This is a genomic window from Heyndrickxia camelliae, from assembly GCF_002844575.1.
Lineage (GTDB): Bacteria > Bacillota > Bacilli > Bacillales > Bacillaceae_C > Margalitia > Margalitia camelliae.
Window position 1 is genome coordinate 40935 of record NZ_PIQO01000017.1, and the last position, 22883, is coordinate 63817.

At 34.7% G+C, this 22883-nt stretch carries 24 protein-coding genes and 1 pseudogene; all 25 read left to right on the forward strand.

Annotation, left to right across the window (positions count from 1 at the left end):
• The 25 genes and pseudogenes from CWO92_RS18520 (at position 1) to CWO92_RS18640 (ending at position 22773) form a co-directional block, all read left to right on the forward strand.
• Positions 1-504, forward strand: coding sequence for a dihydrofolate reductase (locus CWO92_RS18520; RefSeq protein WP_101355698.1), 504 nt, complete (start codon positions 1-3; stop codon positions 502-504).
• 47 nt (positions 505-551) lie between these two features.
• On the forward strand, positions 552-731 hold the full coding sequence (locus tag CWO92_RS18525; protein ID WP_101355699.1) for a hypothetical protein: 180 nt from the start codon (positions 552-554) through the stop codon (positions 729-731).
• Between the two features lie 28 nt (positions 732-759).
• Positions 760-1005 (forward strand): hypothetical protein, encoded by a 246-nt coding sequence (locus CWO92_RS18530; protein WP_101355700.1) that lies wholly within the window; start codon positions 760-762, stop codon positions 1003-1005.
• Positions 1006-1502: 497 nt separating this feature from the next.
• Entirely contained in the window at positions 1503-1679 is a 177-nt protein-coding gene (locus tag CWO92_RS25555) for a hypothetical protein (protein ID WP_165786720.1), read from the forward strand.
• Positions 1660-2007 (forward strand): HNH endonuclease, encoded by a 348-nt coding sequence (locus CWO92_RS25560; RefSeq protein ID WP_207767816.1) that lies wholly within the window; start codon positions 1660-1662, stop codon positions 2005-2007. Before CWO92_RS25555 ends, CWO92_RS25560 begins: the two co-directional genes overlap by 20 nt.
• A gap of 100 nt (positions 2008-2107) precedes the next feature.
• Entirely contained in the window at positions 2108-3838 is a 1731-nt protein-coding gene (locus tag CWO92_RS18545; protein ID WP_101355703.1) for a zinc-ribbon domain-containing protein, read from the forward strand.
• Between the two features lie 55 nt (positions 3839-3893).
• Complete coding sequence (locus CWO92_RS18550; RefSeq protein WP_101355704.1) at positions 3894-4112, forward strand: hypothetical protein; 219 nt, start codon at positions 3894-3896, stop codon at positions 4110-4112.
• Between the two features lie 27 nt (positions 4113-4139).
• The gene (locus tag CWO92_RS18555; protein ID WP_101355705.1) at positions 4140-4709 is read left to right on the forward strand and encodes a hypothetical protein; all 570 of its coding nucleotides are present in this window, start codon (positions 4140-4142) and stop codon (positions 4707-4709) included.
• Between the two features lie 28 nt (positions 4710-4737).
• Positions 4738-5307, forward strand: a complete 570-nt coding sequence (locus CWO92_RS18560; RefSeq protein WP_101355706.1) for an HNH endonuclease — start codon at positions 4738-4740, stop codon at positions 5305-5307.
• Positions 5308-5357: 50 nt separating this feature from the next.
• Positions 5358-5540, forward strand: a complete 183-nt coding sequence (locus tag CWO92_RS18565; protein WP_101355707.1) for a hypothetical protein — start codon at positions 5358-5360, stop codon at positions 5538-5540.
• A 40-nt stretch (positions 5541-5580) separates the two neighbouring features.
• Positions 5581-5862, forward strand: a pseudogene (gene spoVFB / locus CWO92_RS18570) (dipicolinate synthase subunit B); the annotation flags it as partial.
• A gap of 235 nt (positions 5863-6097) precedes the next feature.
• Positions 6098-7144, forward strand: a complete 1047-nt coding sequence (gene asd / locus CWO92_RS18575; RefSeq protein ID WP_101355708.1) for an aspartate-semialdehyde dehydrogenase — start codon at positions 6098-6100, stop codon at positions 7142-7144.
• Between the two features lie 81 nt (positions 7145-7225).
• Positions 7226-8461 carry an aspartate kinase gene (dapG, locus tag CWO92_RS18580; protein WP_101355709.1) on the forward strand — a complete coding sequence of 412 codons (1236 nt, stop codon included), beginning with the start codon at positions 7226-7228 and terminating at the stop codon, positions 8459-8461.
• Between the two features lie 69 nt (positions 8462-8530).
• The gene (gene dapA / locus CWO92_RS18585; protein ID WP_101355710.1) at positions 8531-9409 is read left to right on the forward strand and encodes a 4-hydroxy-tetrahydrodipicolinate synthase; all 879 of its coding nucleotides are present in this window, start codon (positions 8531-8533) and stop codon (positions 9407-9409) included.
• A gap of 153 nt (positions 9410-9562) precedes the next feature.
• Positions 9563-10099, forward strand: coding sequence for a glycerol-3-phosphate acyltransferase (locus CWO92_RS18590; RefSeq protein ID WP_101355711.1), 537 nt, complete (start codon positions 9563-9565; stop codon positions 10097-10099).
• A 24-nt stretch (positions 10100-10123) separates the two neighbouring features.
• Positions 10124-11713, forward strand: a complete 1590-nt coding sequence (locus tag CWO92_RS18595) for an aminotransferase class V-fold PLP-dependent enzyme (protein WP_158175354.1) — start codon at positions 10124-10126, stop codon at positions 11711-11713.
• A gap of 102 nt (positions 11714-11815) precedes the next feature.
• A complete protein-coding gene (locus CWO92_RS18600; RefSeq protein ID WP_101355713.1) occupies positions 11816-13486 on the forward strand; it encodes a ribonuclease J in 1671 nt (556 codons plus the stop codon).
• Positions 13487-13617: 131 nt separating this feature from the next.
• Positions 13618-14352 (forward strand): ClpP family protease, encoded by a 735-nt coding sequence (locus CWO92_RS18605; RefSeq protein ID WP_101355756.1) that lies wholly within the window; start codon positions 13618-13620, stop codon positions 14350-14352.
• The gene (locus tag CWO92_RS18610; RefSeq protein ID WP_101355714.1) at positions 14349-14555 is read left to right on the forward strand and encodes a YlzJ-like family protein; all 207 of its coding nucleotides are present in this window, start codon (positions 14349-14351) and stop codon (positions 14553-14555) included. Before CWO92_RS18605 ends, CWO92_RS18610 begins: the two co-directional genes overlap by 4 nt.
• 108 nt (positions 14556-14663) lie before the next feature.
• Positions 14664-16973 (forward strand): FtsK/SpoIIIE family DNA translocase, encoded by a 2310-nt coding sequence (locus CWO92_RS18615; RefSeq protein ID WP_101355715.1) that lies wholly within the window; start codon positions 14664-14666, stop codon positions 16971-16973.
• Between the two features lie 256 nt (positions 16974-17229).
• Positions 17230-17955 carry a GntR family transcriptional regulator gene (locus CWO92_RS18620; protein WP_101355716.1) on the forward strand — a complete coding sequence of 242 codons (726 nt, stop codon included), beginning with the start codon at positions 17230-17232 and terminating at the stop codon, positions 17953-17955.
• A 50-nt stretch (positions 17956-18005) separates the two neighbouring features.
• Positions 18006-19085 (forward strand): BMP family lipoprotein, encoded by a 1080-nt coding sequence (locus tag CWO92_RS18625; protein ID WP_158175352.1) that lies wholly within the window; start codon positions 18006-18008, stop codon positions 19083-19085.
• Positions 19086-19241: 156 nt separating this feature from the next.
• A complete protein-coding gene (locus CWO92_RS18630) occupies positions 19242-20777 on the forward strand; it encodes an ABC transporter ATP-binding protein (protein ID WP_101355718.1) in 1536 nt (511 codons plus the stop codon).
• Positions 20770-21813, forward strand: coding sequence for an ABC transporter permease (locus CWO92_RS18635; protein WP_101355719.1), 1044 nt, complete (start codon positions 20770-20772; stop codon positions 21811-21813). The genes CWO92_RS18630 and CWO92_RS18635 overlap by 8 nt, the downstream gene beginning before the upstream one ends.
• Positions 21814-22773: an ABC transporter permease gene (locus tag CWO92_RS18640; RefSeq protein WP_101355720.1), complete on the forward strand. Its 960-nt coding sequence runs from the start codon at positions 21814-21816 to the stop codon at positions 22771-22773.
• Positions 22774-22883 lie beyond the last annotated feature (110 nt).

The following is a 22883-nucleotide window of genomic DNA, read 5'->3' on the forward strand; positions in this document are numbered from 1 at the left end:
TTGTCAATAAACATTATTGCTGCATGTGATCTCAATCGTGGAATTGGTTTTAAAAATCAACTCCTATGCAAGCTAAAAAGTGATATGCAATACTTTAAGAAATTAACTACCGGACAGATTGTTCTAATGGGAAGGAAAACCCTAGATTCAATAGGCAAGCCTCTCCCTAATAGAACAAACTTAGTACTTACTCGTAATCAAAAACATCAGTTTCATCCAGAGATAAGTTACTATAACTCTGTTGAGGATGTGATTGAAGAGTACAACAGATATGCTGATGATAGTACAGAGTTATTTATAATAGGCGGAGGTAAGACTTATAAGCAATTTCTTCCTTATGCCAGTAAGATATATTTAACAGTAATCCAATACAAATTCAACCATGTGGATGCATTCTTTCCAGAGATAAATATAAGTGACTGGAATCACCGAATTATTGATTTCAAATCAAAGGATGAGAATAACGAATATGATCATTTTTATGTTGAATATATAAGAAAATAAATTAATAGTATAAAAGTTTACTTTTAATGTGAATTGAGGAAAGGTAAATGATTAAAAATTCAAGTGTTATAGATATACAGCTCATAAGGAATATAAAAATACTTAAACAAGCATTAGAAGATATTAAACAAATAAGTGAGTATCCCAAAGATAGAGATTTTGAATTTAGACTTATGACTACAAATGATATTGCAAAAGATGCTCTATGGAAAATTAGCGAACAATAAAACTTGGCTTTTATAAGGTGGTGATTAAATGAGTCAATGGGCAGAATTAAAAAGGAGAATTGTAGATTTACAAAATAATATGGACTATTCAAATGACATTCCATCTGCAATTCTCGATGATGTTTTAACATTAATGAATGAAATCGAATTGGAGTATAAAAATCCATTTAATAATATTAGAAGAATTTTTAATGAGCAATTAAAGAATAAGACAAACGAAGAACGCAGTCAGCTCGCAAATAAAGTTATGGATGATTACAAAGTAGGTAAATAATGATTTGAAATATGTCTTTTATAAGGAGGAGTGATTATTATATCTTTAAAAGAAAGAATAGAGAGTGCAATATCGAATATAAGTCGAGTTGAATTTGAAAAAATGATTAACTACATAAAATTCCATTACACTGAGAAAGGATACATAGTAAATAAAGAATTCTTAATTGACTTTTATCTTACCAGCTATTCAACATCAATATGGTATGAAGCATTAAACAATTCATTATTAGAATCAAATTTTAATAAAATTATGGACTTGGAAGAGGAAAATTGGGAAAAATGCAGATTTAATCGGTAGTGAGATAGGAGATTATGTTGTTGATTTATTTTTAAGAAACAATTAAAACGTTGATTTGATTGTGAAATAAATATAAAAATAAATTAACATAAACTATTTACAATATATAATTAAATTAATATAATAGAGTTATCAAGTTGATAGATTAGTAAGATAACTCTATTGCAATGATTTAATTAGAAAGGGGAATATATGCTATGAAGTTAATTTTAGAAAGGGAATATACTAAAAATGGTTGGAAATTAAATATGGGAGTGACGGATGAATGGACAGGATCACCAATTCCTATTGACTGTATATTATTAGATGATGTTGATGGTTATATAAAAATTACTTATGGGTGTACAGAAGGGATTGAACAAATGTTGTTTTGAACAAATACATAACGAAGCTCGTAAAAAAGTTGAAAAAGATTATTATGAATTTACTAAACCTAAAAATGAAAAAAATAAACGAGGACATATTCCCGCAAAAATGAGAATTAATTTATTAAATAAATCTGCTAGATTTGTAGAAAAGGAAAACAAGTACATCCCAAGTTGTTCATTTTGTGGGAAAACTGCAAAGGAATCAACATTACATATTGATCACATTATTCCTGTTAGTAAAGGAGGGGCAACTACAGAAGATAACTTACAAGTACTTTGTTCTGAATGCAATCTCCAGAAAAATAATAAATATGATTTGATAATTAACAATTAAACATAATTATAATATGAAAATAAATTAATAAATACATAGGAAATACCGGTAAATAAGTGCTACGTAGCCTCCTAACTGATCATGGGAGGGAAAATTGAAAATGGCAATATTGGAGAAGGAAGTTTGGGTCAAATGTGGATTACCAACAGATAAATATTACAAAGAAAAGGGATACAAAATTCCGTGCTACATTAATGAAAAAGGTAAATTAAAGGCTGACAAAAGTAAAAGAATTTTAGTTAAAATTGAGGATATTCCCGATGGGAGTAGTTCTATTAAAGTAACAAAAATATGCGATATATGTGGACATCACTCAAAAAATATTGCTTACAGTATGGTATTGAGAGGAAGATGCAATACTGATGGCAAAGATAGATGTTTTAAATGTGGTGTACACTATCGTGCATTTATAAAAAAAGAATATGTGAAATACGATAAATCATTGGAATTTTACTCAATTAAAAATAACATAGAATATTTATTAGACGAATTCAGTACGAAAAATAAAAAGCATCCAAAAGAAATAGCATACTCCACAAAAGATGAATATTTGTGGGTATGTCCGAGTTGTAATAGTGAATACCCAATGCCAATTGATAGAAGAACTATAGGAGGGAGTAATTGTCCCTTTTGTGTTGGGGCAAGAGTCAATCATACGAATTGTCTCTGGACTACACATCCTGAAGTTGCTAAGTTATTAAAAAATCAAAATAGAGGATATGAGATTACTCATGGTATTGGTACAAAAGAAATTTTCGTTTGTCAACAGTGCGAATATGAAAAAATAAGCGTTCCAAATAATATTATTAAACAAGGTTTTTCTTGTCCAAGATGTTCAGATGGATTAAGTTATCCTGAAAAGATTATGTTTAATGCCTTAGAACAAACTGAAATTCCATTTAAATTTCAAGAAAGCTTCAAATGGTCAAAAAGAAAACGATATGATTTCTACATACCATCATTAAATTGCATAATTGAAACACATGGAGAACAGCATGTTAAGGAAACAGGATTTACAAAAATGGGAGGAAGAACATTATACGAAGAACAAGAGAATGATAAATTGAAAGAGAAGTTAGCATTAGAAAATGGTATTAAACATTACATAGTTATAGACTGTCAGATATCTGATTTGTATTTTATAAAAGAAAACATAATGAACTCCGAATTATCCGAACTCATTAATTTAAAAAGTATCGATTGGGAAAAATGCCAAAAATTTACCTTGAGTACTATGATTAAAGATGCTTGTAATTTATGGAATGAAGGCATTGAAAATACTAAAGTAATAGGAGATAATCTGAATTTAAGTTCAAAAACAATTAGGATATATTTAAAAAAGGGGGCTGAAATAGGATGGTGCGATTATAATGCAAAGAAAGCACTCATAAATTCAGCTAAGCAAAATGGAGAGTTATCGAGGAAAAGAACAATTCAATTAAGTATGAACGGTGATTTTATAAGAGAATGGGATAGTGCGACAGAAGCTGCCGAACAAATTGGAGTTGCATTACATAGTGTATCTAGAGTATGTAGAAAAGGTTTGAAATATTCTGTAGGTGGATACAAGTGGTTATATGAAGAGGATTATAATAAACTGAAAGAAAATATAAAAAATAGTGATTTACCTAATGCAAGGTGTAGAAGGATAGTCCAACTTAAGTTAGATAATTGCTTTTATAAAGAATGGAATAGTATAAAAGAAGCATCGAATAAATTATCTATCGTTGCGTCTAGTATTTTTAGATCTTGTAATACGAATTATACAGCAGGTGGATTCAAATGGATGTACAAAGAAGATTACGAGAAATACATATCGAAAGCTAATTAATAATATAATTAAATTAACAATACATAACCAATACAACTGAAAGGAGGTGAGAAATATGAGATACGATCAAAAAATTAAAGACTCAATCACATTAGTGAATTTAAAATTACAGAGAGAGTACAATCTTCAGGATAGAGTGCCATTTTATGAACAGGAATATAAAGATTCATTACAAAGAGAAACAGAATTATTACATGAGAAAAAGAGACTTTTAGAAGAGTACCAAGGAGTATTGGAAGATAAGGAAGCAATAAAAAGAGTAATGAAAAGATAATTAAATATATAAATAGGAGTTGATTCGTTGAGAGTTGAATTAACATTACCTTTACCTACATCTATAAATAAATTATACATTAATCAATTCGGTTGGAATCCAAAGACAAAAACTCGTATGCCAACTGGGAAAAGGATTATGAGTAAAGATGGGGTAAAGGTTAAAAATGAAATTCAAAATGAAGCAATTAAACAATTGGCTGCACAAGACTGGGATTATGAATGGACAAAAACTAATTACATATATCAAGACTGTTACATATACATGAATAGATTAGGTAGAGATGATAATAATTTGTTCAAGCTACTTAATGATAGCTTAGAGAAGATTATTTATGACAATGACTCAAGAGTACTAACTAGAACTCAACGTATCTTAATAGATAGTGAGAATCCTAGAATACATTTGATTATAAGTCAAACACCACATAGAGGAATATTTGAATCTGAAATACATATGAACGAATTTGAAAATAAGTGTAGATCATGTAAGCGATATAAACGAAACTGCTCCGTTTTGAAGAAGGCGAAAGAAGGACGTATTCAAGAGGAGATTGATGGGGATTTTGCTTGTAGTAAATATAGTGAGATTAATTGATACATAGAGTAATAGAAAGGAGTTTTAAATGAGAACATCAATGCCTTCCAATTTTCAAATATTTGATTATTGGAAAGATAAAGAACTAGAGAAACATTTTCCTGTTATTTTAGATTGGGGAGAACCTTGCTGTTGGGCATGTAATAAACCAATAAAAGTAGAAACTCAACAGTTATTGGATAAATGTGATTTTAAAGAGATATGGAACAGGACTTCAGGATACTTAGAAAGATGCCACATAATAGCTAAAGCCTTAGGTGGTACATATGAGCCTGAAAATTTATTCTTAATGTGTCCTGATTGTCACATTGAATCACCCGACATATCTGATAAACAAGTATTTTTCAATTGGATAAAAAAACAAAGAAGAGATTGTATTATGGGTTATAACGTTAGAAAGCTGAAAGAAGAATTATATAAATGTTGTGAAATACATAATGTTGATGTAGAAGAGTTTTCAAAATTTGTATGTAACTCGGATCAAAACTTAATTATAAATAAAATAAATACACATGGATTTAAATATAGCGATTCCACCATATTATATGCATGGATGAGTGAGTATTTAAATAGTAGGAATGAAGTTTGTAATACATAAAAGTAATAGGACGAGTTGGGAAGAACATACATAATATTGAGGTGGAAAGGATGAAGACAACAAAGATTATTCAAGGTAAAGAATATAAAGTACTAGAAGTGGTTGATTATGGAGAATACACGATTACGTTTGTAGATCATTCAGATGTTAAAAATGATGTTGACCAAGTACATAGATTTTTGGCAGAATTACTTTATGAACAGGAATTGAGGAAATCTCCTTCCTCTTCATAAAGTTTTATTTTTTGAATATATTTTAGGGGTAACATTAAAAACAGACTCCCCTGTATTAATGGCCGCTAAAGCAACACTTAGAAATCGTAATCCAGTAGTATTGGGGATTTCTACAAATGATGCACTCGGCCTAAATGGTGTAAATTTGATGAGGTTAATGGCTACAAAAAATATTTATTTTATTCCATATGGTCAAGATGATCCGATTAACAAACCGAATTCAATGGTAGCCAAAATGACCCTACTGAAAGAAACAGTGGAAGAGGCTATAAACGGAAATCAATTGCAGCCGGTCATAATTGAAAGGTTCCGAAACGAATAAACAGTTTGGTTTTGAAGCTCGCCTATTGGCGAGTTTTCTGTGAGGATAAAATAGAATTAGTGTAAAAGTTTATGGAACCGGTTCATTCACCTACACTTAAAATTCCCTTTGCCAGTAAGATGAATTAGAGAAAATGATATATTATCATGCGTTAATATGGTAAAATAAAATCGTTATTTCATTATGGTAAATATATAAACTATCTGTATATAGATTTGGAAGGGGAATGCTTAAAATGTCAATATCCAAAGGATATCATGTGGCTGTTCTTGGTGCCACAGGTGCGGTTGGACAACAAATGATGAAAACGCTGGAAAATAGGGAATTTCCAATCAGTAAAATATCGCTATTATCTTCTGCACGTTCAGCTGGAACAGTATTAAAATTTCGAGGAGAAGAAATAGTAGTGGAAGAAGCAACACCTGATAGTTTTAATGGAGTTGACATTGCTTTATTTAGTGCAGGTGGAAGTGTTTCGAAAATCTTTGCTCCAGAAGCAGTAAAGCGTGGGGCAATTGTGATAGATAATACTAGTGCTTACCGAATGGATGAAGAAGTGCCTCTTGTTGTACCTGAAGTGAATGAAGAGGATTTAAAACTTCATAAGGGGATTATTGCAAATCCAAACTGTTCGACAATTCAAATGGTTGTTGCGTTAGAACCAATCAGAAAGGCTTTTGGATTAAATAAAGTAATTGTTTCTACTTATCAAGCTGTTTCCGGATCAGGTACTGCGGCAATTCAAGAATTACATGAGCAAACGAAGGCTATTATTCATGGGGAGTCATTTGAACCTCAAATATTGCCAGTAAAAGGCGATAAAAAACACTATCAAATTGCTTTCAATGCGGTTCCTCAAATCGATAAATTCATGGACAACGGCTTTACCTTTGAGGAAGTAAAAATGATGAATGAAACGAAAAAAATTATGCATATGCCGGATTTAAAGGTGGCAGCTACTTGTGTACGCCTTCCTGTTGAAACTGGTCATTCGGAATCCGTTTATTTTGAAGTAGAAAAGGAAGGATTAACTGCAAAGGATATTCAGGAGGCAGTAATTTCTGGTGCGGGAATCGTTTTAGAAGATAATCCTAGTGAGCAATTATACCCAATGCCAGCGAATGCCGTTGGAAAGAATGATGTCTTTGTAGGCCGAATCAGAAAAGATTTAGATGAAGACAAAGGATTTCACATGTGGGTTGTTTCGGATAATCTGTTAAAAGGTGCTGCATGGAATTCTGTTCAAATCGCAGAAAGCCTCATTAAATTGGGTCTAGTTTAATTCTTATTCTTTTTTTATATATAGAAGAGAATAATTGCCTCATCATCAAACGAAATATATTTAACTTATAGAGGTGTTAAAATGAAGTTAATTGTGCAGAAATTTGGAGGTACATCTGTACGTGATGAACAAGGTCGAAAACATGCGTTAAAACACATACAAAATGCATTGCTGGACGGATATAAGGTAGTTGTAGTCGTTTCTGCAATGGGAAGAAATGGTGACCCATATGCAACTGATACCTTACTTTCCCTTGTTCAGGACCCAAAAATGTTCATAAATAAAAGGGAACAGGATTTACTCCTCTCTTGTGGAGAAGTTATTTCAAGCTTAGTTTTTACAAATATGCTCCTTGGAGAGGAAATTAATGCTACTGCCCTAACCGGTTCTCAAGCTGGTTTTAGAACAAATGCAGAGTATACTAATGCAAAAATCATCGATATGAAATGTGAAAGACTATTAAAGGAACTTGATACTCATGATGTAGTTGTTGTTGCAGGGTTTCAGGGATCTGCTAAAAATGGTGATGTAACAACTCTAGGCAGGGGAGGCAGTGATACTTCTGCAGCTGCTTTAGGAGCCGCTTTAAAAGCAGAATGGATTGACATTTTCACAGATGTTGATGGTATTATGACGGCAGATCCAAGGATTGCGGATCATGCAAGAAAATTACCTGTTGTAACCTATACAGAAATTTGTAATATGGCATATCAAGGTGCGAAAGTGATTCATCCCCGCGCAGTAGAAATTGCGATGCAGGCAAAAGTACCAATTCGTATTCGCTCTACTTATTCCGATAATCTCGGTACCCTGGTTACTTCTTTAAACAAACAGTCAAAAGGCACAGATATTCGTGAACGACTAGTAACTGGTATTGCCTATGTGTCTAATGTAGCCCAAATTAAAGTTTATGCAAAAGATGGGCAGTATGACCTGCAATCAGAGGTATTTAAGGCGATGGCGAATGAAAATATAAGTGTAGATTTCATCAACATTTCTCCAACCGGTGTAGTCTACACGGTAGCAGAGGATGCTATTGAAAAAGCGGCTAATGTATTGCAGCAAAAGGGATATCGACCTGAAATAGAAAGAGGATGTGCAAAGGTCTCCGTTGTTGGTGCAGGTATTAACGGTGTTCCTGGCGTTACTTTTAAAATTGTCTCCGCATTATCTGAAAAGGGCATTAGAATACTACAATCCGCGGATAGTCATACAACTATTTGGGTACTTGTAAAAGAAGAAGATTTAGTAGGTGCTGTTAATGCTTTACATGATGCGTTCAACCTGCAAGAGGAAACATACGAAATAACCATATAATAGCAACATATAGTAATAATAAAATTCACTGTTTTATCCTGAGGTAGAATAAGGGAAGGAGTGGTAAAGATGAGTCGGTTCGGAAGAGTCTCTACTGCTATGGTTACTCCATTTGATGCAAAAGGGAATATAGATTTTCATAAAACAACCCAGCTAGTCGAATATTTGATTGAAAATGGAACAGACTCTCTAGTTGTTGCAGGGACTACTGGCGAATCTCCAACACTTTCGTCAGAAGAAAAGTTAGCTTTATTTAGTCATGTCGTGAAAATTGCAGATGGTCGGGTTCAGGTTATAGCTGGAACCGGAAGTAATAACACATATGCTTCAGTAGAATTAACGAAAAAAGCGGAAGAAGTCGGTGTAGATGCTATTTTGCTGGTTACACCGTATTATAATAAGCCGAATCAAGAGGGTCTTTTTCAACATTTTAAAACGATAGCAGAGGCTACTAATCTCCCAGTAATGCTATATAATGTTCCAGGACGTACAGCAGCAAATATTCAGCCAAAAACAGTTATTAAGCTTTCGGAAATTCCTAATATCGTAGCAATTAAGGATGCAAGTGGAAATTTGGATTCAATGGCAGAAATCATTGCAAATACCAGTGAGGATTTTGAACTATACAGCGGAGATGATGGGTTGACTCTCCCTGTGCTATCAATCGGAGGAAAAGGTGTAATTTCCGTAGCATCCCATATTATCGGTAATGAGATACAAGAAATGATAGAATCTTTCTTTAGTGGTTCTTACGAAGCAGCAGCTAAACAGCATCAGAAACTTTTGCCTTTGATGAGAGGTTTATTTGACGCTCCAAGCCCTGTACCTGTGAAAACAGCATTGCAGTTAAAAGGCTTTAATGTAGGTTCTGTTCGACTGCCGCTTGTTCCTTTAACAGAACAAGAGAGATCTAACTTAATAGATTTGTTAAATAATTGGAAAAGATAAAAGGAAGGGATGCCCTTCCTTTTTTTATTGTTTACTTTTGAATCAAAAAATTTTATCTCTTACGAAAGTTTTCTTTTTTTTATATATTTACCTCAAATTCAGAAAAAAATGGTAATATAATAACATATACCTTACTTATGGAAAGGCGAATATATGGAGATATTTATTTATTTTCTTGCATACATATTTGGACATATATTAACAGCGCCTATTGTTGGCCGTGTTTTTTACGGTAAAAATATCTTTGCCGAAGGAAGCGGGAATCCAGGTGCTAGAAATGCTGGCAGATCCTTTGGGAAAAAAGGTTTTTTGCTTGTATTAATTGGAGATATGCTAAAAGCTATCCTCATTTGCTGGATTGCAGACTATTTAAAAATGGATTTAATACAGCAATCGATTGTCCTGTTATTGGTTATTTTAGGTCATATGTATCCAATTTTATATAGATTTAAAGGCGGAAAAGGAGTAGCTTCATTTTTGGGAGGTATGCTGTATATTGTCCCGTTGACAACACTTAGTCTTGTCGTAACCTTTCTAATATGTTACCCAATTACAAAGTCTTTTACGAAAGCCGGCCTCATCGGTATTTCATTAACACCTATTTTCACCTTTTTTATTTATCATAATTTTTATGCAAGTATCATCATCTTCTTTATTATTATTTTAATAGTTTTGAAACATAAAGAATAGAGAGTAATAATGGGGGACGAAAACATGAACTACACAATAAAAATCGCAAGAGAGACCCAAGAATTTGAGGGGATTTTTCGATTGAATTACGATACTTTTGTAGAAGAAATACCGCAGCACAGTGAAAATACGGAAAGAAAACTGATAGACCAGTTTCATGATGAAAACGAATATGTAATATGTAAAGAAGATGATGAAATTATTGGCATGATGGCTATTAGAGATATAAGACCGTTTTCATTAGATAAAAAACTTGGGAGAATTGAAAATCATTTGCAGCTCTCTTTTTCAAAACCCTGTGAAATTCGGTTATTATCTGTAAAGCCAAAATTCCGAAATGGTCGTGTTTTTGCTAGTATTACAGGAGCATTGATTCGCTACTGTCTATATAAGGGATATGATATTGCATTTATCTCGGGCACAACCAGGCAAACCAAACTTTATAAACATTTAGGATTTGAACCTTTTGCACAACTAGTTGGAAAAGATGATGCATTATTTCAACCAATGTATTTAACAAAAGAAATGTTTTATCAAAAAGAACATTTAAGAACCCTTTCCATGGTAAATTCCTTCCTACCAGGACCCGTTAGGGTGGAAGACCAAATTCAATCTATTTTTTTATCTCAGCCCGATTGGCATCGGTCACAAGAACATAAGCAAACTGCTGAAAGTGTATTCTCTAAATTGAAACAACTGACAAATGCGAAGAATGTATCAGTTTTTACTGGGACCGGTACAGTTGCCAATGATGCTATCGCTGCACATCTCGCTTCATTAGGATCGAATGGATTGATTTTAATTAATGGAGAATTTGGAGAGAGGCTTGCAGATCATGCTGATCGCTTTGGACTTCAATATGATAAGCTTGCTGTATCTTGGGGAAGTCCTTTTAACATAGAAGAAATAAAAAAGTTATGCAGGCTTAATCACTACCATTGGATATGGTTTGTTCATTGTGAAACCTCAACAGGGATGATAAATAATTTTGATGCCATTCAAAAAGTTTGCGAGGAATTTTCCATAAAAATGTGTATTGATGCTATTAGTTCGATAGGAGCAGTACCTATAAATTTTGAAAAGGCTTATATGGCATCGGGAGTATCAGGAAAAGCAATTGGCTCCATAACAGGTCTTTCCTTCGTACTCTTCAATGAGTTGGAAAAAAGTGTGAATAATGTACCTCGTTATCTTGATGTTAAGTATTATCAAGAATGTGATGGAATACCATTTACACAAAATTCCTATCTATTTAAAGCATTGGATTTAGCATTGGATAAATTATTTGAACCTAATTTTTTTGATAAAAAGGTTTCGGTATTTTCTTATGTTTATGATACTTTGAAAGCTCAAGGTTTTTCTTTCGTTGTCGAAAAGGAACTAACCTCTCCATGTGTAATGACCATTGCCTTCCCTAAAGATATCAATTCGATGGATATAGGGTTGGACCTTTATTTAAATGGGTTTCAAGTCCATTTTCGCAATCGCTATTTAATCAAGAAAAATTGGATCCAAATTGCCTTTATGAGTGCTAATGAAAGCATGGTTATTATCGATGGTCTTTTACATACTTTACAAAATCTATTTAAAGAAAAGACAAAAGTGGCTCCTTAAATAATGCTAGATTTTACTAAAATCATATTGAACAGTATTTTCTTCTTCAAGTATAATGGGTTTAACTGATTTAGGTCGGAAAAACAGCATTGGAGGAACAGGATTTTGAAAAAGAAAAATGAATCAATTAAAATTATTCCCCTTGGAGGAGTAGGAGAGATCGGCAAAAACATGTATGTCTTCGAGGTAGATGAAGACATATTTGTTATAGATGCGGGCCTTATGTATCCAGAGGATGAAATGCTTGGAATCGATATTGTAATTCCAGACATTACTTATTTAGAAGATAATAAAGAGCGTATAAAAGGTATATTTTTAACGCATGGGCATGAAGATGCCATCGGGGCTTTGCCGTATTTATTATTGAAACTAAATGTTCCTGTTTATGGAACAATGTTAACGGTTGCTTTTGCAAAGGAAAAACTAAAAGAAGTTCGTGTAAAAAAGGAAGTTCAATTCCAGATAATCAAAGCGAATACTGTTTTGCACTATGATACAGTTGATATCAGTTTTTTTAGAACAACCCATAGCATACCTGGTTCTATCGGTATATGCATTCATACATCTGAGGGAAATATTGTTCATACAGGGGATTTTAAATTTGACCAAAGCGTATCTGATTTCTATCAATCCGATATTGCTGAAATGGCTAGAGTGGGAAGTGAAGGTGTACTTTGCTTGCTTTCTGATAGTACGGAAGCGGAACATCCAGGTTTAACAACATCTGAGAGGGTTATTGCTGGGGAAATGTCTAATGCATTTTATTCGGCAAAAGGACGAATTATTGTTGCCTGCTTTGCTTCTAACCTAATCCGTATTCAACAAGTTTTTGATGCAGCATATGAAACGGGAAGGAAAATTGCCGTTGTTGGTAAAAGTTTAGAGAGTGTTTATGAAATTGCTGTATCTTTAGGTTTTTTAGATATAAAATCAGAAAATTTAGTTATTCCTGTTTCCGAAATAAATCAATATTCTAAGGAAGAGCTAGTAATCTTGACCACCGGTAATCAAGGGGAGCCATTTTTAGTGTTGCAAAAAATGGCAAAACGCACCCATAAATTTATTAATATTCAAAAAGGGGATTCAGTCTTTATTACGGCCTCACCGTCCCCAGGGATGGAGTTAATCATGTCAAAAACGGTGGACATGCTTTATCGCGCTGGGGCAACAGTTTTATCGGACCGCCGAAAAGTTCATGTTACGGGACATGGGTGTCAGGAGGATCTAAAGTTAATGCTCCATTTAATGAAACCTAAGTATTTCATTCCTGTACAAGGGGAGTATAGAATGTTGATTGCCCATTCAAGACTTGCCGAGCAAGTTGGAGTAGAAAGGGATCATATTTTTATACCCGATAAGGGGGAAGTGCTTGAATATAAGAATGGAAAAATGAGTGTTAGCGGAAAAGTGGCATCAGGGAATGTTTTGATTGATGGAATTGGTGTCGGCGATGTTGGAAATATTGTTTTGCGTGACCGCAGATTACTATCACAAGACGGAATCTTAATTGTTGTAGTGACACTAAGTAAGTATAAAAAAAGTATTGCTGCAGGACCGGAAATTATTTCGCGCGGTTTTGTATATGTCAGGGAATCTGAACAACTTATGAGTGATTCCACATCATTAGTTCGAAATATAGTGGAAAAAAATATGGAGAAAGATGCATTTGATTGGTCGAGTATCAAACAAGATATTCGAGATCAATTAAATTATTTTCTATTTGAAAAAACAAAAAGAAGACCAATGATTCTTCCGATTATCATGGAAGTATAAATAGGGAATCTACAAACACCGAACCATTAATGGTCGGTGTTTTTTGAATGAAAACGGTAGTTGGAGCCGATAATAGATTTTATAGAAGAAAACACAGTTAAAGGAGTATACAAATGACAAATGATTTTCGCATGGAACAGCCAGAGCCGGAAAAAGAACAAGGGGATAAGGATGTAAAGTCAAATATTGTAGAGAAAATCCAACAGCTTGGACAAACGAACGTTCCACAGCTTCCACAGGATAGTAATATCCATTGTTTAACAATCGTTGGCCAAATTGAAGGTCACATGCAACTGCCTCCACAAAATAAAACGACGAAGTATGAACATATTATTCCGCAGCTGGTTGCAATAGAGCAAAATACGAAAATAGAAGGCTTAATTATTATTTTGAACACAGTTGGTGGTGATGTAGAAGCAGGATTAGCCATCTCTGAAATGATTGCTTCATTATCTAAACCAACTGTTTCCATCGTATTAGGTGGAGGTCATTCAATCGGTGTACCAATTGCTGTTTCAACAGATTATTCTTTTATTGCAGAAACAGCAACGATGACAATTCATCCAGTCAGATTAACAGGTCTTGTTATTGGTGTTCCGCAGACATTTGAATATCTGGATAAAATGCAAGAACGTGTGATTAAATTCGTAATGAGACATTCAAATGTAAAGGAAGAGGTATTTAAGGATCTTATGTTTGCCAAAGGAAATTTAACTCGGGATATTGGTACGAATGTGGTTGGGGAGGAAGCTGTAAAATATGGTTTAATTAATGAAGTAGGCGGTATTGGTCATGCCTTAAAAAAATTAAATCAATTAATTGAAAGCAGAAGAGCAAATAAGCAGCATGAGGGGTTCATACAATGATACTTTATACAACGGTACCACAGGAATTAATTTTCCCGACTGAAGCTTCTGCATATGGCAAGCAAGAAATAATTACTTATAATGGCATCCCCATGATGGTGGAAAAAGTAGAGGAAGGAAAGCGGATTATTCGAATATTAAGCACGAATCCCGCAGATTATATGGAACAAAGTATTATGCCAGGACAAATTATTTCCGGTTAATATTAACGTAAGGTAAATACCTTAATAAAGATGGTTATGATATAATGAAAAAAAAGGAGAAGCAGCCTTATTATGGCTGCTTTCTTATATATTAAGTAGGGTGATGTAATGGCTAAGACAAAAAAAAGGACGCGAAAGGAAAAACAAATAAAATCGAATATAAGGTTCGAATTGACAGGAATGATTTTAATTGCATTGAGCATTATATCGATCATCAAATTAGGTGCTGTTGGCAAAGCGCTCGTTTTTTTCTATCGCTTTTTTCTTGGTGAGTGGTACATAATTGCGTTAGTAGGAATGATATGGCTAGCAGGATATTTCATCATAAAAAGAAATATACCTTTATTTTTTACGAGAAGGCTGGTCGGAATTTATTTAATTGTCATGAGCCTATTGCTGTTAAGTCACGTTAAACTTTTTGAGCTAATTTCTCAGGAAGGAAAACTTGTAAATGCTAGTGTTGTCACCAATACATGGGAATTATTTTGGCAAGAAGTCAAAGGTGAGTCGTCCACACCGGATTTAGGCGGAGGTATGATCGGTGCCGTTCTTTTTGCAGTATCTCACTTTTTATTTGATTCACTTGGTACGAAAATATTATCCATTGTTCTCATATTAATTGGATTTGTATTAGTAACAGGCAAGTCATTAGGACCATTTTTCGAAAAAGTGGGCAATAAACTTGGAGAATTCATAAAAGGTCAATGGAAGTCTTCAAAAATGGATCTTGAAACCTGGCGTAATAATCGAAAAGAGAAGAAGGAGCAAAGACAATTAACGGAGAGCATTGAACCTGCCGAGATTCCGATTAAAGATTCCAATGTTGAACATAAGAAAGAACCAACACCTATTATCTCTAGTTTTACAGAAAGAGCATATACTCCGGACGAAATGGATAATGAGCGAAAACAAGAATTCCAAGAAGCATCAGAAGGAGAACCAATGGAAGACGATTTGCCTCCCAATATTAGCTTTTCAGAGGTCGAAAATGAAGACTATCAGCTGCCTCCTATTACATTGTTAAAACGACCTAAGGCAACAGATCAAAGCAGTGAGTATGAATTAATTCATGCGAATGCGGCAAAATTAGAACGAACGTTTAATAGTTTTGGCGTAAAAGCACATGTTACCCAGGTTCATTTAGGACCAGCCGTAACAAAGTATGAAATTCATCCGGATATTGGCGTGAAGGTAAGCAAAATTGTCAGTCTTAGTGATGATCTCGCGTTAGCACTTGCCGCTAAAGATATTCGAATGGAAGCGCCAATTCCTGGGAAATCGGCAATTGGAATCGAAGTACCTAATTCAGAAGTTGCAATGGTTTCGTTACGAGAGGTGTTAGAATCTAAGGGAAATGATCACCCAGAGGCAAAGTTACAAATTGCTTTAGGAAGAGATATTACAGGTGAAGCGGTTTTAGCTGAGTTAAATAAAATGCCGCATTTACTTGTTGCCGGTGCTACCGGAAGTGGAAAGAGTGTATGTATTAATGGGATCATAACTAGTATTTTGATGAGAGCTAAACCGCATGAGGTAAAACTCATGATGATTGACCCTAAAATGGTAGAACTCAATGTCTATAATGGTGTTCCACATCTTCTTGCTCCGGTTGTGACAAATGCTAAAAAGGCTTCTCAGGCGCTAAAAAAAGTAGTAAGTGAGATGGAGAGAAGATATGAGTTATTTTCTCATAGTGGAACACGTAATATTGAAGGTTATAATGAACATGTTAAGCGCGACAATCTGGAAACGGGAACCAAACAGCCATTATTGCCTTATATTGTTGTAATTGTGGACGAGCTTGCAGACTTAATGATGGTTGCCTCAAGTGATGTAGAGGATTCCATTACAAGATTAGCACAAATGGCACGTGCTGCCGGTATTCATTTAATTATTGCCACTCAACGTCCATCCGTTGATGTTATAACTGGTGTAATTAAGGCAAATATACCATCACGCATCGCCTTTGCTGTTTCTTCTGCAACAGACTCTAGAACAATTCTAGATATGGGAGGGGCTGAAAAACTGTTAGGACGCGGGGATATGTTATTTCTGCCAGTCGGTGCTTCTAAACCAATACGTGTACAAGGTGCCTTTCTTTCTGATGAGGAAGTGGAGGATATAGTAGAGTTTGTTATTTCCCAACAAAAAGCTCAGTATCAAGAGGACATGATTCCAGATGACATACCTGAAGTTTCCGAGGAAGTAGATGATGAATTATATGACGATGCCGTGCAATTAATAGCTGAAATGCAGACAGCATCGGTTTCAATGCTCCAACGTCGCTTTAGAATTGGATATACACGTGCAGCAAGATTAATAGATGAAATGGAAAACAGGGGTGTGGTAGGCCCATATGAAGGTAGTAAACCGAGAGCTGTTTTAATTCCAAAACCTACAGAAGAACAATCATCTTAATGTGATTCTAGCTTAGAAAAGTCGTTTTTCTTAATACCCTGTTTCTTATAGGGCTTAATTAGGAAGAACGGCTTTTTTATTAATTTTTAATTCATAATATTCTTTATCTATTGAATGTTTCTACTTCGTTATTTTTCGACAAAATTTTAAATTTATATTTATTAACACAATAAAAAATGATATAGTAATTTCGATTAGTAGAAATAATACATCAGAGGTCTGATGTCTTAAGAATGTTTGGTGGTGGTTTCTTCAAATGTCAGTCAAAGCAGATAATCGTCATTTGTATCTTCAGGTCATTGATCACTTGAAAAATGATATTGAAAATGGCGTATATAAGGAAAAAGAAAAGCTTCCTTCAGAATTCGATTTGGCAAAGGAACTTGGGGTCAGTCGGGCAACATTACGAGAGGCTTTACGCATACTGGAAGAAGAAAACGTTATCACCAGGAGACATGGTGTAGGAACGTTTGTTAATGCCAGACCTTTATTTTCTTCTGGAATTGAACAGCTTAACAGTGTAACCAATATGATTTGTCAGGCTGGAATGGAACCTGGGACAATTTTCTTAAGTACAACAACTCAAGGACCAACAGAGGAAGATATCAAACGTCTATCTTGTCAAAAGGAAGAGGAACTTGCTGTTATTGAGCGAGTGCGTACTGCAAATGGGGAGCCAGTTGTCTATTGTATTGATAAAATTCCGGCACAACTATTCCCGTGGAATTTTTCGAATAGAGATGGATCGATATTTGAAACGCTAGAGACATATAGTAAAAAAAGAATCTCGTATGCTATTACAAATATCGAGCCAATCGGATATCATGAGAAAATTTCACCTATATTAGAATGTGATCCGGAAACGGCCCTACTAGTTTTAAAGCAGCTTCATTATGATGAAGAAGACCAGCCGATATTGTACTCTGTGAATTATTTTAAAGCAGATAAATTTAGTTTTCATGTATTGAGAAAGAGAATTTAAGTTTATGTGCTAAATATTTCTACTAAATCATGATTATAGGAGGAACAAAGGTGAAAAAGCGTAAAATTGGTTTAGCTCTATCACTAGTACTAGCTGCTGGAACACTTTTAGGTGCTTGTGGTACAAGTACAAGCACAAAGGATGATGGCAAGTCAAATGGTGGAAAGAGTAAATTTACTGTCGCGATGGTAACAGATGTTGGAGGAATTGATGATAAGTCATTCAACCAATCCGCATGGGAAGGTTTACAAAAGTTTGGAGCGGATAATGGACTCCAAAAGGGGACAAATGGATACAACTATTTACAATCACAAAGCCCAGCTGACTACACAACGAATTTAAATACAGCTGTTAGAAATAATTTTAAATTAATTTATGGAATTGGATATAACCTCCAAAAGGATATTGAAACAATTGCAGGACAACGTCCGAAGAGTAATTTTGCTATTGTTGATAGTGTTATCACTGGTAAAAAGAATGTTGCAAGTATTACGTTTAAAGAGCAAGAAGGATCTTTCCTTGTGGGTGTAGTTGCAGGCTTAACGACAAAAACAAATAAAGTTGGTTTTGTTGGTGGAACAGATAGTGACTTAATTAATAAGTTTGCTGCAGGTTTCCAAGCGGGAGTTAAAGCGGTTAATCCAAAAGCAAAACTAGATATACAATTTGCCGGTGCATTCGATAAAGCTGATAAAGGACAGTCCATGGCAGCTGCAATGTACCAATCTGGTGCGGATATTATATATCATGCTGCAGGTGCTACAGGTAATGGAGTTTTCACAGAGGCAAAAAATATAAAGCAAAAAGATCCTAATAAAAATGTTTGGGTAATCGGGGTAGACCGTGACCAAAATGATGAGGGTAAAGTTACTGTAAAAGGAAAAGAGTACAATGTAACCTTAACTTCCATGGTAAAGAGAGTGGATTTAGCAGTAGAAGACTTATCTAAAAAAGCAATGGAAGGGAAATTTCCTGGTGGACAACAAATTGAATATGGTCTAAAGGAAAATGCAATCGGAATCGCTCCATCTCAAGAAAATGTTTCAAAAGATGTTTTAAAAGCAGTGGATGAATGGAAACAAAAAATTATCAATGGGGAAGTTGACATTCCATTGAAACCAACTAAGTAATGGTTAAGGGATTGGCATTTGCCAATCCCAATAAAAATGTTAACGGAAAAGCAGAAGAAAATTTTACTTTTCCGTTAGGATTTTTAACCTTCCTAATGTCAGACCTCTAACCAATTCATAAGGGGAAAAAGATTTTTTAACAAGGAGTAGATGCGGGTGGAATATGTAATAGAAATGCTTAACATTCGAAAAGAATTTCCAGGCATCGTTGCGAACGATAATATAACGCTACAATTAAAAAAAGGGGAGATTCACGCACTGCTTGGGGAGAATGGGGCTGGTAAATCAACTTTAATGAATGTTCTATTTGGATTATATCAGCCTGAAAAAGGGGAAATTCGTGTAAATGGAAAACCGGTAAAAATAACCAATCCAAATATTGCGAATGAATTAGGAATTGGAATGGTTCATCAGCATTTTATGTTAGTGGAGAAATTCACTGTAACAGAGAATATTATCCTTGGTAAAGAACCAAAGACAGCAGGTGCCATTAATATAAAAAAGGCTGAAAAGGAAGTTAGGGAAATATCAGAAAAATACAATTTATCCGTAGATCCTCACGCGAAAATTTCCGATATCTCTGTTGGTATGCAGCAAAGGGTGGAAATATTAAAAACATTATATCGCGGTGCCGATATTATTATATTTGATGAACCAACTGCTGTTTTAACACCTCAGGAGATTACAGAGCTTATTCAAATTATGAAGGCATTAATTCGAGAAGGTAAGTCTATTATTCTTATTACTCACAAATTAAAGGAAATCATGGAAGTATGTGATCGAGTAACAGTAATAAGAAAAGGAAAAGGGATTGACACTTTAAATGTAAAAGATACCAATCCAAATGAATTAGCGAATTTAATGGTGGGTCGAGAAGTTGTTTTTAAAACAGAAAAGTCAGAAGCGCGGCCAAAAGAAAATATCTTGGAAATTAATAATTTAGTAGTGAATGACGCTCGAGGTGTACAAGCAGTAAAAGGTCTGGACCTAGACGTTCGCGCTGGTGAGATTGTAGGTATAGCTGGTGTTGACGGTAATGGTCAAACAGAATTAATTGAGGCTATTACTGGATTAAGAAAATCTGAGAGTGGGTCTATTAAGTTAAATGGAAAAGAAATAATAAATCAGAAACCACGTAAGATTACAGAATCTGGTGTTGGACATATACCTGAAGACCGCCATAAACATGGACTTGTGTTAGATTTTCCTATTGGGGAGAATATGGTTTTACAAACATACTATCAAAAGCCATTTTCAAAAGGCGGAATATTAAATTTTAAAGAAATTTATAAAAAGGCTAAACAATTAATTGGTGAGTTTGATGTTAGGACACCAAGTGAATTTACATTAGCTCGTTCTTTGTCAGGTGGGAATCAGCAAAAGGCAATCATTGGGCGAGAGATAGATCGCGATCCGGATTTTTTAATTGCAGCACAACCTACACGCGGTCTTGACGTTGGAGCAATTGAGTTTATTCATAAACGACTAATTGATCAGCGTGATAAAGGTAAAGCAGTATTACTTATTTCATTTGAATTAGAGGAAATCCTTAACGTCAGTGACCGAATTGCTGTAATTTATGAAGGGAAAATAGTTTCCATTGTTGATCCAAGAACGACGTCAGAACAAGAATTAGGTTTACTCATGGCGGGTGCAAATCCTGAGAAAGAAGGTGAAACTAATAATGTCTAACAAATATATAAATATATTAATTCCAATAATCGCTGTATTGCTAGGTTTAATTGCTGGTGCCATTATCATGCTAATAAGCGGTTATAATCCTATTGCTGGGTATGCAGCTCTTTGGAATGGTGCATTTGGACAAACTTTTTATATAGGTGAAACCCTCCGTCAAGCTACTCCTTACATTTTTGCAGGGCTTGCGGTTGCATTTGCCTTTAGAACTGGGTTATTCAATATTGGCGTGGAGGGACAACTTCTCGTTGGATGGATTGCTTCTGTTTGGGTTGGATTAGCTTTTGATCTGCCAAAGATAATTCACTTACCACTTGCTATCCTTGCAGCTATGATAGCTGGTGCTTTGTGGGGATTTGTACCTGGGTTCTTAAAGGCAAGATTAAGAGTTCATGAAGTAATTGTAACCATTATGATGAATTATATTGCACTACATGTTACTAATTATTTGGTAAGAAATGTGCTGTCTAAGCAAAAAGATTCAACTGCACATATTCACAATTCTGCATCATTACATTCTGATTTTTTACAAAAAATAACAGATTTTTCTACTTTGCATAACGGACTTTATCTTGCAATTATAGCCGCAATTATCATGTGGTTCTTACTTGAAAAGACTACTAAGGGATTTGAACTCAGATCGGTTGGTTTTAATCAACATGCATCACATTATGCCGGTATGAATGTTAATCGAAATATCGTTCAGTCTATGGTGATATCTGGAGTTTTTGCTGGTCTTGCAGGTGCAATGGAAGGGTTAGGAACATTTGGGTACGCCTTTTTGCAGCCCGACTTTTCTGGTATTGGTTTTGATGGTATTGCGGTAGCGTTATTAGGTGGTAATACAGCTATAGGTGTAGTAATAGCAGCACTTCTTTTTGGTGCTTTAAGAGTGGGTTCGTTAAATATGCCTATAGAAGCAAATGTTCCCAATGAACTAGTTGAAATAGTCATCGCCTTAATTATTTTCTTTGTTGCATCCAGTTACATTATCAAATGGGCAATAGGACGTTTTAAAAGGGAGGCGAAATAAATGAATTTTATGACGGCGCTAGAAATAATTGTATCATCATCCCTTTTAGTTGCTGCACCGCTGATTTTCACTGCATTAGGTGGCGTATTTTCAGAACGAGCTGGGGTTGTTAATATTGGTTTAGAGGGTCTTATGATTATAGGGGCTTTTACTTCAATTGTTTTTAACTTAACTTTCGCAAAAACGTTCGGTCCTGCTACACCATGGCTTGGACTTTTAGTAGCAATGATAGTTGGTGGAATATTTGCGCTAATCCACGGTCTTGCTTCTATCACATTTAGAGCGGATCAAACGGTGAGTGGTGTTGCAATTAACTTTTTAGCACTTGGACTTGCTGTTTTCTTAGTGAAGAAATGGTATGGCAAAGGGCAAACAGATATGATTGTTCAAAACTTTAGAAAGATTGATATACCAGGTTTAAGTCACATCCCAATAATAGGGGACTTATTTTTCAAGAACGTTACGTATGCTTCCTATTTGGCTATTATTATATCATTTGTTGTTTGGTATGTGATTTACAAGACCCCATTTGGACTTAGGTTAAGATCTGTAGGTGAGCATCCAATGGCAGCAGATACAATGGGCATAAATGTTATTAGAATGAGGTATGTAGCCGTGTTCCTATCTGGTGTATTTGGTGGAGTTGGTGGTGCCGTTTATGCGCAAACTATAACCCTGGATTTTAGCCATGCTACAATTACTGGTCAAGGTTTCATGGCACTAGCTGCGATGATCTTTGGAAAATGGCATCCGCTTGGTGCGATGGGTGCAGCCTTGTTCTTTGGTTTTGCACAAAGTTTGAGTATTGTAGGAGATCAAATACCATTCTTAAAAGATATACCAAGCGTTTACTTATTAATTGCACCTTATGTACTAACCATTCTTGCATTAGCTGGCTTTGTTGGAAGAGCAGAAGCGCCAAAAGCAGATGGTATCCCGTATATAAAAGGTCAACGATAATAAAAAGTTCCGATTTTCGGAACTTTTTTTATTTCATTGGTTTTCTCATTAAGGTTGAAAGGTATCCATATTAATAATGACTAAGTTTGCTTTTATTTGTTCACTGGGTT